Origin of the sequence: Microbacterium telephonicum (assembly GCF_003651225.1) — a bacterium.
GTDB classification, from domain to species: Bacteria; Actinomycetota; Actinomycetes; order Actinomycetales; family Microbacteriaceae; genus Microbacterium; species Microbacterium telephonicum.
The window spans coordinates 866,318-878,729 of record NZ_RCDB01000001.1 but is presented as its reverse complement, the minus strand read 5'-3'; the positions used below and the strand labels follow the sequence as shown (position 1 = coordinate 878,729).

Annotated in this window: 16 protein-coding genes; 9 read left to right on the top strand and 7 right to left on the bottom strand. The window is 71.0% G+C overall.

What is annotated here, in order from left to right; all coding sequences use genetic code 11:
* Window positions 1-71 precede the first annotated feature (71 nt).
* From C7474_RS04305 to rplJ, 4 genes are all read right to left on the bottom strand, one after another.
* Window positions 72-992, bottom strand: coding sequence for a carbohydrate ABC transporter permease (locus tag C7474_RS04305; RefSeq protein ID WP_121057683.1), 921 nt, complete (start codon window positions 990-992; stop codon window positions 72-74).
* A complete protein-coding gene (locus C7474_RS04300; protein ID WP_121057682.1) occupies window positions 979-1,905 on the bottom strand; it encodes a carbohydrate ABC transporter permease in 927 nt (308 codons plus the stop codon). The genes C7474_RS04305 and C7474_RS04300 overlap by 14 nt, the downstream gene beginning before the upstream one ends.
* 415 nt (window positions 1,906-2,320) lie before the next feature.
* Complete coding sequence (rplL, locus tag C7474_RS04295; RefSeq protein WP_121057681.1) at window positions 2,321-2,704, bottom strand: 50S ribosomal protein L7/L12; 384 nt, start codon at window positions 2,702-2,704, stop codon at window positions 2,321-2,323.
* A 50-nt stretch (window positions 2,705-2,754) separates the two neighbouring features.
* A complete protein-coding gene (gene rplJ / locus C7474_RS04290; protein WP_121057680.1) occupies window positions 2,755-3,243 on the bottom strand; it encodes a 50S ribosomal protein L10 in 489 nt (162 codons plus the stop codon).
* A 350-nt stretch (window positions 3,244-3,593) separates the two neighbouring features.
* Between rplJ and C7474_RS04285 the strand changes: the two genes are divergently transcribed.
* From C7474_RS04285 to C7474_RS04255, 7 genes are all read left to right on the top strand, one after another.
* Window positions 3,594-3,935, top strand: a complete 342-nt coding sequence (locus tag C7474_RS04285; RefSeq protein WP_121057679.1) for a hypothetical protein — start codon at window positions 3,594-3,596, stop codon at window positions 3,933-3,935.
* Complete coding sequence (locus C7474_RS04280; protein WP_121057678.1) at window positions 3,932-5,101, top strand: hypothetical protein; 1,170 nt, start codon at window positions 3,932-3,934, stop codon at window positions 5,099-5,101. Before C7474_RS04285 ends, C7474_RS04280 begins: the two co-directional genes overlap by 4 nt.
* A complete protein-coding gene (locus C7474_RS04275) occupies window positions 5,094-5,732 on the top strand; it encodes a hypothetical protein (RefSeq protein ID WP_121057677.1) in 639 nt (212 codons plus the stop codon). Before C7474_RS04280 ends, C7474_RS04275 begins: the two co-directional genes overlap by 8 nt.
* Before the next feature lie 11 nt (window positions 5,733-5,743).
* Window positions 5,744-6,400 (top strand): hypothetical protein, encoded by a 657-nt coding sequence (locus C7474_RS04270; protein ID WP_121057676.1) that lies wholly within the window; start codon window positions 5,744-5,746, stop codon window positions 6,398-6,400.
* A gap of 21 nt (window positions 6,401-6,421) precedes the next feature.
* Entirely contained in the window at window positions 6,422-7,102 is a 681-nt protein-coding gene (locus C7474_RS04265) for a YqaJ viral recombinase family protein (protein WP_121057675.1), read from the top strand.
* 26 nt (window positions 7,103-7,128) lie between these two features.
* Window positions 7,129-7,587: a MarR family winged helix-turn-helix transcriptional regulator gene (locus C7474_RS04260; RefSeq protein WP_121057674.1), complete on the top strand. Its 459-nt coding sequence runs from the start codon at window positions 7,129-7,131 to the stop codon at window positions 7,585-7,587.
* A gap of 147 nt (window positions 7,588-7,734) precedes the next feature.
* The gene (locus C7474_RS04255; RefSeq protein ID WP_121057673.1) at window positions 7,735-8,766 is read left to right on the top strand and encodes an NADP-dependent oxidoreductase; all 1,032 of its coding nucleotides are present in this window, start codon (window positions 7,735-7,737) and stop codon (window positions 8,764-8,766) included.
* On the opposite strand, the gene C7474_RS04250 is transcribed toward C7474_RS04255, so the two are convergent.
* Complete coding sequence (locus tag C7474_RS04250) at window positions 8,763-9,671, bottom strand: LysR family transcriptional regulator ArgP (protein ID WP_121057672.1); 909 nt, start codon at window positions 9,669-9,671, stop codon at window positions 8,763-8,765. The genes C7474_RS04255 and C7474_RS04250 overlap by 4 nt on opposite strands.
* A 71-nt stretch (window positions 9,672-9,742) precedes the next feature.
* Here C7474_RS04250 and C7474_RS04245 point away from each other — a divergent pair, with 71 nt between their 5' ends.
* Complete coding sequence (locus tag C7474_RS04245) at window positions 9,743-10,450, top strand: LysE/ArgO family amino acid transporter (RefSeq protein WP_199692375.1); 708 nt, start codon at window positions 9,743-9,745, stop codon at window positions 10,448-10,450.
* A 3-nt stretch (window positions 10,451-10,453) separates the two neighbouring features.
* Here C7474_RS04245 and C7474_RS04240 read toward each other — a convergent pair whose 3' ends face one another.
* Window positions 10,454-10,798 (bottom strand): iron chaperone, encoded by a 345-nt coding sequence (locus C7474_RS04240; RefSeq protein ID WP_121057670.1) that lies wholly within the window; start codon window positions 10,796-10,798, stop codon window positions 10,454-10,456.
* 75 nt (window positions 10,799-10,873) lie between these two features.
* On the opposite strand from C7474_RS04240, the gene C7474_RS04235 reads away from it, so the two are divergent.
* Window positions 10,874-11,149 carry an acylphosphatase gene (locus tag C7474_RS04235; RefSeq protein ID WP_121057669.1) on the top strand — a complete coding sequence of 92 codons (276 nt, stop codon included), beginning with the start codon at window positions 10,874-10,876 and terminating at the stop codon, window positions 11,147-11,149.
* A gap of 155 nt (window positions 11,150-11,304) precedes the next feature.
* Here C7474_RS04235 and C7474_RS04230 read toward each other — a convergent pair whose 3' ends face one another.
* Window positions 11,305-12,354, bottom strand: a complete 1,050-nt coding sequence (locus C7474_RS04230) for an NAD(P)H-dependent flavin oxidoreductase (RefSeq protein ID WP_121057668.1) — start codon at window positions 12,352-12,354, stop codon at window positions 11,305-11,307.
* Window positions 12,355-12,412 lie beyond the last annotated feature (58 nt).

Here is a 12,412-nt window from a genome sequence, read left to right as displayed (position 1 = left end):
TGGTGCGTGTGATGAGGGCGGACCCGACGGTGGGTCCGTGAAGGGGACGTGGGTCCGCGGTGCTCGGGGACTCACTTGATCCCGGTCGTGGCGATGCCCTTGATGAGGAACTTCTGCCCGAACAGGAAGACGAGGAAGATGGGGATCAGCGAGACGACGCTCATCGCGAACATCTGCGCGTAGTTGGTGGCCGACTGCGCGTCCTCGAAGGAACGCAGGCCCAGCGGCACGGTGTACAGCTCCGGCCGCGTGAGGTAGATGAGTTGGGCGAAGAAGTCGTTCCACGTCCAGATGAAGGTGAAGATCGCCGTCGTCGCGAGGGCCGGCACCATGAGCGGCAGGATGATCTGCAGGAAGATGCGGGGGTGTCCGGCGCCGTCGATGCGCGCCGCCTCGTCGAGCTCGCGCGGGACACCGCGGATGAACTGCACCATCAAGAAGACGAAGAACGCGTCGGTCGCGAGCAGCTTCGGCACGATGAGCGGCAGGAACGTGTTGACCCAGCCGATCTGCGAGAACAGCACGTACTGCGGGACGATGATCACGTGGATCGGGAGCATGATGCTCAGCAGCATCAGCCCGAAGAAGACCCGCTTCCCGGTGAACTCCAGCCGGGCGAAGGCGTAGGCGGCCATCGAGCACGACACGAGGTTGCCCACGATGCTGCCGAGCACGATGACGGCGGAGTTCCAGATGTACAGGCCGAAGGGGTTCGCCAGGGCGTTCCATCCGTCGGTGTAGTTGGAGAACTCGAAGCTGTCGAGCACGATCCCCGGCTCGCGGAAGATCACGTCGTTGGGTCGCAGGGAGCTCACGACCATCCAGATGATCGGGTAGAGCATCAGCACGGCCATCGCGATCAGCAGCGCGTGGCGCACGATGCTCGTGACCGGCTTGCGGAACGGGTCGCGCCGGCGTCGGGCGGGGCGACCGGTGATGATCGCTTCGGTGGCGAGCGAGGCCGGGGCCTCGGTGTACTCAATCTTCGTCATCGTAGAAAACCCACAGCTTCGAGGTCCAGAAGGCGAGGGCGGTCAGAGCCGCCACGATGATCAGCAGGAGCCAGGCCATGGCCGAGGCGTACCCCATGTTGAGGTTGCCGAAGCCCTGCTGATACAGGTACAGCGTGTAGAACAGCGTCGAATCGACCGGGCCGCCGGAGCCGCCCGAGACGATGTAGGCCTGCGTGAACGACTGGAACGTGCCGATCAGCTGCAGGACGGCGTTGAAGAAGATGATCGGGGTCAGCAGCGGGAGGGTGATCTTCCACAGCTGCTGGAACCGGGAGGCGCCGTCGACGGATGCCGCCTCGTAGTACATCGTCGGGATCTGGCGGAGCCCCGCGAGGAAGATCACCATCGGCGAGCCGAACGTCCAGACGTTGAGGATCATGAGGGTCCCCAGCGCCGTGTCGGGGCTCGAGATCCAGCCCTGACCGTCGATGCCGAACACCGCGAGCACCTGGTTGACGAGGCCGTCGACGCCGAACAGCTGGCGCCAGAGCATCGCGATCGCGACACTCGCCCCGAGCAGCGACGGCAGGTAGAAGGCCGACCGGTAGAACGACAGGCCGCGCATCCCGCGGTCGAGCACGATCGCGAGCAGCAGCGCGACGGCGAGCTGGATCGGCAGCGAGATGAACACGTATTGGAACGTGACCTCCAGCGCCTTGTGCAGGCGCTCGTCCTCCAGCATCCGCTCCCAGTTGGTGAGACCGGTGAACTTCGGGGGGCTCAGCAGGTTGTACTTCGTGAACGACAGGACGAACGACGCGATCATCGGACCGATCGTCACGAGCAGGAGTCCCACGAACCACGGCAGCAGGAACAGGTACGCGACCTTGTTCTGCTTCTTGCCGGCTGCGCCCTGGGACTTGAGCTTGCCGAGCTCGCTGAGCGCGCTCATTGGGTGGTCACCTTCGACCCTCCGTCATCTACATCGATGGTGTGAGAATGCGCTTTCTGGAATGCGCTTCCCCATGTCTACACGGGGCGTGGGGATTGCGCAAGCACGATCGGAAATTCGGTCCGATTCGGCGTCAGGATGCCGAGAATGCGCAGTCTCGGAAGCCGCCCCATGACGCCTTCTCGCGATAACCCATGTCACGCGAACGGCTCCCACCCGTCACCTGAACCCGCCATTCACGTGACATCGCATCAGGCCATGTCACGCAACGTGCGCCTCCGCTGCGGCCGCAGTGACAACTCGCGTGACATCGGCCCGCATCATGTCACGCGAATGCACCGGCAGGGATGCGGGCGCCCACGCACGAAGAAGGCCCCCGGGAGAACCCGGGGGCCTTCGAGGCGTGGAGCCTGAATTACTTCAGGGTCACCGTCGCGCCGGCCTCCTCGAGGGAAGCCTTGGCCTTCTCGGCGGTCTCCTTGTTCGCGCCCTCGAGCACGGCCTTGGGGGCACCGTCGACGACGGCCTTGGCCTCGCCGAGGCCGAGCGAGGTGAGCTCGCGGACGACCTTGATGACCTGGATCTTCTTGTCGCCGGCAGCCTCGAGGATGACGTCGAACGAGTCCTTCTCCTCCTCGGCCTCAGCGGCACCCGCGCCACCGGCGGCACCGGCAACGGCGACGGGGGCGGCAGCGGTGACGTCGAACTTCTCCTCGAACGCCTTCACGAAGTCGCTGAGCTCGACGAGAGTCAGGCCAGCGAACTGCTCCAGCAGCTCCTCAGTGGTGAGCTTCGCCATGATGTATCTCCTAGATAGATGGGGTTTGTGGTGAGAGAGTCGCTACGCGCTTACGCGGCGTCGGCGGTCTCGAGCTTCTCGCGAAGAGCGTCGATGGTGGCCGCAGCCTTGCCCATCGTCGCCTTCATCATTCCGGCGGCCTTCGCCAGCAGAACCTCACGGCTCTCGAGCGAGGCGTACTTGTTGACCTGGTCGGCGTCGAGGGCGTTGCCCTCGAAGATGCCGCCCTTGATCACGAGAAGCGGGTTGGCCTTGGCGAAGTCACGCAGGGCCTTGGCGGTGGCGACGAAGTCGCCGTGCACGAATGCGACGGCCGACGGGCCCTTGAGCTCGTCGTCCAGCGCCGTGATCCCCGCGTTGTTGGCGGCGATCTTGGTCAGCGTGTTCTTCACCACGGCGTAATCCGCGTCCTGACGAATGCTGTTGCGCAGCTGCTTGAGCTGGGCGACCGTCAGACCGCGGTACTCGGTCAGCAGAACGGCGTTCGAGTTCTCGAAGTTCTTCGTGAGCTCGGCAACCGATGCATCCTTCTGCGCCATGGTCACTCCTTGGTGGGTACGAGCCGCCCCGCGGTGGCGGAGCGACGGCCTCGTCCGCCCCACACATGACAAAAGCTCCGGCGCAAGCGCACGGAGCTGGATTCCGGATTCCCGGGAGTTCGTGTCACCTGCGCGGGCCCCTGCAGTGCAGTTCTTCGTCGGCGTCCGCTCGCGCGCACACCGAGACCGGCGGTCTTTGGCTCCGATAAGTGTACGTCACCGCGGGCGACCCGCCAAATCACGGCAGGCAGCGGATGCCGCGCACCGTATGGGGAGTTCTCCCCACCGCGCGGGTACGTCGAAAACTCTAGGGTGGTCGGGACGACGGTGGATCGGGACGAGGAGCAGACATGGTCGATCTCAGGGTGGACACGGGCGCGATCCGGCGCAGCCAGGCGACGTTCGGCGACATCCGCGATCGCCTGGAGGCCGCCGTGGCGGGGTTCGATTCGGTGTCGGGGGGCACCGTCGCCCAGGAGCAGCTGCGGCAGCGTCTCGACGAGCTCGGCTCGTCGTGGGGCGTCGGCATCAAGAAGCTCGGCGAGTTCGCCGAGGCGGCCGCCGGCGCACTGAGCGGCATCGCGGACGCGTTCGACTCCGTCGACGATGAACTGGCCCTCGCCCTCGAGGAGCGTCCCACCTCCGAGAGCGCCCCGGGTCCGCACGCGCAGAACGGACCGGCCGCCGTATGAGCGCCTATCCCGCCCTCGGCTTCGATCCCACGCGCGGCGACGTCTCCGCCATCCGCGGCTTCGTCTCGCAGCTCGACAAGGGCGCGCGCAGCACCTCCGAGGCGCTGAGCCTGCTCGACACCGGCGGTGACAGCTGGGAAGGGGAAGCGGCCGCCGCCTTCCGCGACTCGCTCGACTCCGACTTCCGGCCGCAGCTGAACGACGTCCACGACGCGTTCGCCTCCTCCCGCGACGCGCTCTCGACGTGGGCCGACGAGCTCACCGGATTCCAGTCCCGCGCCCGCGACCTCGAGACCGAGGCCGCCCTGGCCGCCGGCGCCGTGGAGCGCCGCACCCGGGAGCGCACCCAGGCGCGCACCGAGGCGATGGCCGATCCCATCGCCGCAGCGGGCACCACCGAGCTCGCCGACGCCGATCGTCGCGTGCGCAATGCGCAGGCGACGCTCGAGGACGTCCGCCGCCGCGCCCGCGCCCTCGAATCCGAGGCGAATGCGCGCGCCCTCGCCTGCGCCGGCCTGCTCGAGGCGGGCGTCGCGCTGATCGCCGCCTACCAGGGCAGCCGCTGGGACCAGTTCACCTCGTGGGTCGGCGACGTCGGCGCGGCGATCGCCGACGGCTACGAGTGGTTCATGGACAACGTGATGCCCATCCTCGAGGACATCATCGACACCATCGGCCCGATCGTGGCGGTCGTCGCACTGTTCGTCCCGGCTCTCGGCCCCCTCGCGCTCGGACTCGCGATCGCGTCCGTCGCCATCGACGGCCTGCAGGCGCTGCGCGGCGAAGAGGGCGCGGCGGAGGAGTTCTTCATGGGCCTGGCCGGCCTCGCCCTCGGAGGCGCGCTCGGCAAGCTCGGCAAGGCCCTCGGCGACGGCACCCGACAGGTGCTCGTCCCGGTGATCAACGGGGGCGGCGGAGCCCTCGCGACCGCCGGCGGCGGCACGGCGGCGGCCGCGGGCACGCTGACGATGGCCCTGCGCTTCAGCCCGCAGGCACTACAGGCCAATACGATGTGGATGGCGACGCGCATGACCGAGGCGCACGTCGCGGGCAACGACCTCGTGTCGGCCATGGCACAGCCCGCCGTGAACCTCGTGGAGCGCGGCCGCAACCTCATCCAGGGCAACGGCCCGCGCACCGACCAGGAGCTCTCCGACCGTGACTGACACCGAGGCTCCCGTCGTCTGGCAGCGGGTGCCGCAGGGCTGGATCGAACTGGTCGCCTTCTCCGACGACGAGATCGCACGCCGCTGGTGGGAGGCCTACCTCGCCCCGGCACGCGGCGCCGTCGACGCCGACGCGCTGGCGACGATGACCGCAGGCTTCCACGAGGCGCGCCGAGTGCTGCAGGACGCGCCGTACTCGGTCGCGGGGATCTTCCCCTACCTCGTCGACGAGCCGACCGTGTTCTTCCTCGGCACCACCGTGCTCCCGGCACCGTCGGATGCGGCCGCCGCCCGCACCGCCTCGAGCCTCACCGGCCTGGTGCGCTTCGACGACGACATGCGCACCGAGTCGTTCGTCGCGCTCGACGGCCGCACCGGCTCGGCGTCGCTCGGTCGCGCGACGATGCCCGACGGCGGCGAGGTCGGCGCCGTCATCGGCGAGGTCCCCCTCCCGGCGAACGAGGGCACGGTCTTCGTCGTGGCTCTCAGCCTCGATGTCGACCGCCTCGACGAGCTCGCCCCGTACGCGGCGCTCGCGCTCGACTCCACGCGCCTGCTCGGCGCCGACGAGGAGCCCCCGTCCTACCCGCCCGCCGAGTGGCTCGCCGCCGCATCCGAGGGCGGGGCCTGAGCATGTTCCGCATGATCCTGCCGAGCTCGCGCGCCGACATCGCCGCCGCCGAGGCCCCCGCCGCGGCCGAGACCCGTCCCGCTGATGCCGACGCCGCCGCCGCGCGCACCCGCGCCGACTACGGCCGGGTGTCGCGGTGGGGCCTGGGCCTGCTCGGCACGGCGGGCGCTCTCGTCGCGGGAGCGCTGTTGAGCTTCGCGGCGTCGGTGACGGCCTCGGGCGTCGACCCGCTCGGCGACCTGCTGTTCGCGGGCTTCATGGTGCTGGTCGCCGCGGTCTTCGCGGTCCCGTCGGTGTGGCTGCTGATCGCCCTCCACCGTTCCGGTCGCCGCCTCGCGCGCGCCGCCGGCTTCTGGGCGGGCCTCCCCTACCGCCAGGGGCGACGCCGGCCGACGAAGGGCGACTGGTTCGCGGTGCGCTTCCTCGGATTCTCGTCGGACCTGTTCCTGCGCCTGATCACCTCGGCCCTCGCCGGCCTCGCCGCGGTCTTCACGATCAGCGTCCTGATCCGCGGCGTCGTGATCGGCCAGGGCGTCGACGCACTCGTGCTCTGGGCGAGCTGGTCGGTCGTGTTCGCGTCGGTCTGCGCCGGCCAGTTCGGCGGCGTGCAGCGCATCCAGAACGGCTACCTGCCGCGCGACCCCGCGAGCCTCACTCGGGGCCGCTGAGATCGGGTTAGCCTCGAAGGCATGACTCCGGAGGCTTTCGCGCGCATCGCCCCGGACCTGGCCACCCGCATCGTCGCCGATTCCCGCGATCGCGTCGGCTGGCTGCGCGCCCGCTCCCGCGGGATCACCGCGACCGACGTCGCCCAGCTGACGAGCCCGGCCGCCATCGCACGCGCCGCCGACGCGAAGCTCGGCGGCGGATCGGGCTTCTCGGGCAATGCATACACCGACCACGGGCGCCGCCGCGAACCCGAGATCGCCGCGTGGGTCGCCGCGACCCACGGCATCCAGCCGTCGTCGGCCCTCTTCCACGCCGTCGTCGAGCGTCGCCACCTCGCGACCCCCGACGGCATCGCCGTCGACGTCGACGGACGGGTCACGCTCGCCGAGATCAAGACGACGAACAAGACGTGGCGCTCCATCCCGCGCACCTACCTGCGCCAGGTGTGGTGGCAGCAGCACGTGCTCGGCGCCGAGCGGACCCTCGTCGTCTGGGAGGAGCACGACGGCTTCGTGCCCGTCGGCGACGAGCCCCGATGCGCGTGGGTCGACCGCGACGAGCGCGAGATCCGCCATCTCGTGAACCTCGCGACCGAACTCATCGACGAGCTGTACCTGCGCACCCAGCGCGGCAAGCGCCCGGCGCCCGTCGCGCCGCCCCGCGCCCGCGAGCCGTACCGCGCGCTGGCCCTCAGCGACTGACCATCCGCCCGCGTTAGGCTCGGATCATGCCCGCCGACACCCGTGAGACGCGCACCGACGCCGTGCGCGCGCTCGAGGCCGAGTTCAGCGAGCTGATCACCCGGATGCGGCGCATCCTCACCGAGAACGCGCAGCGCGTGAGCCCCGGCATGCTCCCCGGCGCATACAAGGTGTTCACGACCATCGTCCGGCGCGAGTCGATCTCGCAGTCGGCGCTCGCCGAAGCCCTCGTGGTCGACAAGGGGCAGCTCAGCCGCACGGTCCGCGAGCTCGAACAGCTGGGCCTCATCCAGCGCGCGCCCGACCCGGCCGACAAGCGCGCCAGCATCCTCTCCCCCACCGCGTTCGGCCTGGAGCGGCTCGCCGAAGCGCGGGCGCCGCAGGAGAGCACGCTGCTGAACGCGCTCGAGGGCTGGCCGGTCGACGACATCCACAGCCTCACGCGGCTGCTGCACGCCCTCACCACGGGCGACGTCCCGACCTGATCCTGCACGGCGTGTCCATGTGCTCGGGACGCATGCTTAGCGGTCCGGTGACCACCGCGTAACACGGACGAGACAATCGCGCGGTTGACTGGTCGACATCAGCAACGAGTGCTGCCGATGTCGACACGCACGCGAAGGGAGCGACCGATGAGATTCCGGCCGCTGCGCACCGCCTCCCGCGAGGATGCCACTCTCGTCCCCGTCTCCGCACCGCCCGAGACCATGCGCGCCGTCGTCTTCGACGCGCCGGGCACCGCCGAGGCGCTGCACGAACAGACCGTCCCCGTCCCGACCCCCGTCATGAGCGAGCTGCTCGTACGCGTCATCGCGGCCGGGACCAACCCGATCGACGCGAAGACGCGGGCCGGTCGCGGGGTCTCCGGCGCGATCGCCGCGTACCCGAGCACGCTCGGCTTCGACTTCAGCGGCGTCGTGGTGCAGGCCCCGTACGAGGCGCATCCGCTCGCGCCCGGCACCGAGGTCTACGGGATGCTGCCCTACCCGCGCACGGGCGGATCGTACGCCGAGTACGCGGTCGTGCCCTCGCTGTCGGTGGCACGCAAGCCCGCCGCGCTCTCGCACGTCGAGGCCGCGGGGGTGCCACTGGCGGCGCTGACCGCCTGGGGACTCGTGGTGGAGACCGCGCACGCCCACGAGGGCCAGCGCGTGCTCATCCACGCCGGCTCCGGCGGCGTCGGGCACTTCGCCGTACAGCTGGCCGCCTACTTCGGCGCGCACGTGATCGCCACCGGCTCGGAGCGCAACCTCCCGTGGCTGCGCGAGCTCGGCGCCGAAGTGGTCATCGACTACGCGACCACGCGCTTCGAGGACGTGGTCAGCGACGTCGACGTCGTCATCGACCTCGTCGGCAACGTGCACGACGACACCGGCACGCGCTCGCTGGGCGTGCTGCGTCCCGGCGGGCTCTACGTCATGGTGCCCTCCGGCGCGTGGCCGGACTACGCGGATGCCGCCGCGGCGGCGGGCGTGCGCGCGACCTCGTACAAGGTGGTCCCGGACGGCAGCGTCCTGGCCACCCTGACGCGCCTGCTCGACTCCGGCGCCGTGCAGGTGTTCATCGACCGGGTCTTCGACCTCGGTGAAGCGGCCGAGGCCCATCGCGAGCTCGAACGCGGCCACGCGCGCGGCAAGATCGTGCTGCGCGTCTCGGAGGGCTAGGCCGGCGCGTCGCTCCCGGCGGGGCTCAGCACACGGCGCCCCTCCGCGACGATCTCGTCGGCCACGGCGTCCAGCAGCGGCGAGCGCAGGTTCCACTGCTGCCAGTACAGCGGCACGTCCACGACGGGACCGCCGAGGGCCACGAGCGCGCCGTCGGAAAGGGGTTGTGCGGCCTGGAACCGCGGCAGCAGCGCCCATCCGAGGCCGAGCCCCGCGGCCACGGCGAAGTCGTGTGAGGCGGGCACCCGGTGGCGCGGCGGCAGCGCCGGATCGGCGCCGCGGGCGCGCAGCCAACGGGTCTGCAGGTCGTCACGGCGGTCGAAGTCGATGAGGGGCGCCGTCTCCAGCGCCGGCCCGTCGACACCTCCCGGGAACCACCGCGCCGCGAAGGCGGGCGTGGCGACCGCCTCGTAGCGCAGCGAGCCCAGCGTGCGCACGCGGCATCCGGCCACCGGCTCGGCGCGGGAGGTGACGGCGCCCATCACCGTGCCGGACTCGAGCAGCCCGGCGGTGAAGTCCTGGTCATCGCGGTGCAGGTCGTACACGACCGTCTGCCGCTGTGCGATGCGCGCGAGCGGGGCGAGGAACCAGGTGGCCAGCGAATCGGCGTTGACGGCGAGCGGGATCGCCGGAGTCCGGCCGTCGCCGCCGTCGAGCGCGGCGAGCGCGTCGTGCTCGAGCAGGCTGAGCTGTCGGGCATAGCGGAGCACGGGCCCGGCGGCATCCGTCGGCGCGACGGGTTTCGAGCGCACGAGCAGCACCCGACCCACCGCGGTCTCGAGCGCGCGGATGCGCTGACTGACCGCGGACGGGGTGATGTGCAGAAGGCGCGACGCGGCATCGAGGCTGCCCTCGTCGACGACGGCGGCGAGCGTGCGCACGAGATCGGCGGGAAGCTCTGACATGAGCACAGCTTACGCACCGGAAGAATCATGAACTGGAGTGCATGGTTTATTGTCCCTAGCCTCGCATCGTGATCTCCGCTGTGCTCGCCGGACTCGGACTCGGCCTCTCGCTCATCGTCGCCATCGGCGCCCAGAACCTCTTCGTGTTGCGCCAAGGGCTGCGACGGGAGCACGTCGCGGTCGTGGCGCTGGTGTGCGCGACGAGCGATGCGGTGCTCATCGTGTTGGGCGTCTCCGGCGTCGGCCTGGCCGTGCAGAGCGTGCCCTGGCTGCTCGTGGCGGTGCGGTGGGCCGGGTGTGCCTTCCTGGTCGGCTACGGACTGCTGGCCGCACGGCGCGCCCTGCGCCCGAGCGGCGCGGTGCTCGACGGCGGCGACGCGGCGAGCGCGCGAGAAACCACCCGAGACGCGAGAAACCGTCGCGCGACGCGTGTCTCGCACCGCACGGAGTTTCTCGGCGCGGCGCGCACGACGCCGACGCGCACGACTCCCCCGCTCGCGCCCGTCGTGCTCACCTGCCTCGCGCTGACGTGGCTCAACCCCCACGTCTACCTCGACACCGTCTTCCTCCTCGGCGGCGTCGCGAGCACGTACGGTGACCAGCGCTGGTGGTTCGCGCTGGGGGCGGTCGCCGCGAGCTGCCTGTGGTTCTCGACTCTCGCGTTCGGCGCGCGCCACCTGGGCCGCCTGCTGCGGACCCCGCGCGCGTGGCGGATCCTCGACGGGATCATCGCCGTCGTGATGATCGCCCTCGGGATCTCCCTCGTGCTGCCGCAGTGAGGCTCAGCCCTCGATCTGCGCCTTCCGCGCCGCGACCAGCGACCGCACCAGCTCGTCGCCGAGCGGCGCGTCGGCCGTGAAGCGGATGGTGCCCTTGGCATGGTCGACGCCTTCCAGCAGCGGCGCCACCTCGACGATCGCGCGGGGCGAGAACGGGTAGACGCCGAAGTGCTTCTTGGCGCGCATGACCGACAGCAGCGACTTGCCACGGTGCACGAGGGCCGGCATCCCGTACCCGAGTCCCTGCGTCGCGTCGGGGACCACGTCCCGCGCGAGATCGTAAACGCGTGCGATGGCGGCCGCATCGACGGGATCGAGGCCCTCGAGGTAGTCGTCGATGGTTCCCACGTCGGCATCCTGGCAGTCCGCGCGGTCCGTGCGACACCCCTGGGCCGGACCAAGCAGATGCCGCAGGATGGAGCCATGAGACGCGTTCACGTGATCGTCGACGGCGACGTGCAGGGGGTCGGCTACCGGTACACGATGCGGATGGTCGCCGACCGTGAGCGCGTCGTCGGCTGGGTGCGCAACCTCCGCGACGGCACCGTGGAGGCCGAGGTGGAAGGCACCGACGCGCAGGTCGACGCGGTGCTGGCCTGGATGGCCGAGGGCCCGCCCGCGGGCCGCGTGTCCGGCGCGCGCGTGAGCGACATCGCCGCAACCGGCGGCAGCGGCTTCGAGGTGCGCCGCGACGGCTGACCCCGCCTCCGCCTGATCGCGATACGCCGTGCGTGTCGTCGAGACCCACTTCCCGCGCCGAGACCCCGCGGTCTGTGCGCGGGTCTCGGCGCGCTACGCGGGTCTCGGCGCGCCGGGCGGGTCTCGGTGTCGCGAGCGGAGCGCGCGGCCGAGCCTCAGCGCGGGAGGCCGGCGGCGAGTTCGGCGAACACGGCGGCCGCGTCGTTGTGGCGGGTGAGGCCGGCGGCCTGGCCGGCCCACAGTGACAGCAGGTCGCCGCGGTCCTGCGCCGACGCCGCGGCGCGGAAGCGCCCGGTCAGCCAGTTCTGCGCGGGGAACGGGAGCGGTGCCGACTGCTCCAGCATCCGCAGAGCGCGGTTCGGGATGCCGCGCGCGAGGCGTCCGCTCATCGCGCGGGTGAGCACCGTGGCGGTGTCGCCTGCGGCGGCGATCGCGGCCCGGTGCGAGGGCGGCGCGGCGGACTGCGTCGTGCGCAGGAACGCGGTGCCGACCTGCACGCCTGCCGCCCCCAGCGCGAACGCGGCCGCGACCCCGCGACGATCCGCGATGCCGCCCGCGGCGATCACGGGCACCCCCACGGCGTCGACGATCTGCGGCACGAGCGCCATCGTCCCCACGAGCGAGTCCTCCGCCGGAGCAAGGAACGAGACGCGGTGCCCGGCGGCCTCGGCCCCCGACGCGACGATCGCATCGACGCCGGCTCCATCGATGGCGACGGCCTCCGCCACCGTCGTCGCGGTGCCGATCAGGCGGATGCCGCGCCGGGCGGTCTGCTCGCGCAGGTCGCCGGACGGCACGCTGAACACGACGCTCAGCACCGGCGGCGCGGTGTCGAGGACGGCGTCCACCTGCGCCTCGACGTCGGGCAGGAACGCCGCGGGCACGTCGGGGACGGGTACTCCGACCGCGTCGAACAATGGACGCATGGCCTCCCGCGCGGCCGTGAGGTCGACCTGATCGGGGGTCACCTCGTCACCCGTGGGCAGCCAGAGGTTCACGGCGAACGGCGCACCCGTCGCGTCGCGCAGCCGCCCGATCACGTCGCGGATGCGGTCGGGGTCGTAACCGTAGAGACCGTACGAGCCGAGGCCGCCGGCATCCGACACCGCCGCGGTCAGCGCGACCGACGAGAGCCCGCCGAACGGGCCGAGCACGATCGGGGCGTCGACGCCCAGGACACGGGAGAGGTCGGTGCGCGCGCTCACCCTTCGACGCTACCGCCGCAGGCGAGCGCGGCGCCCGGACATGACGAACGGGGCCCCA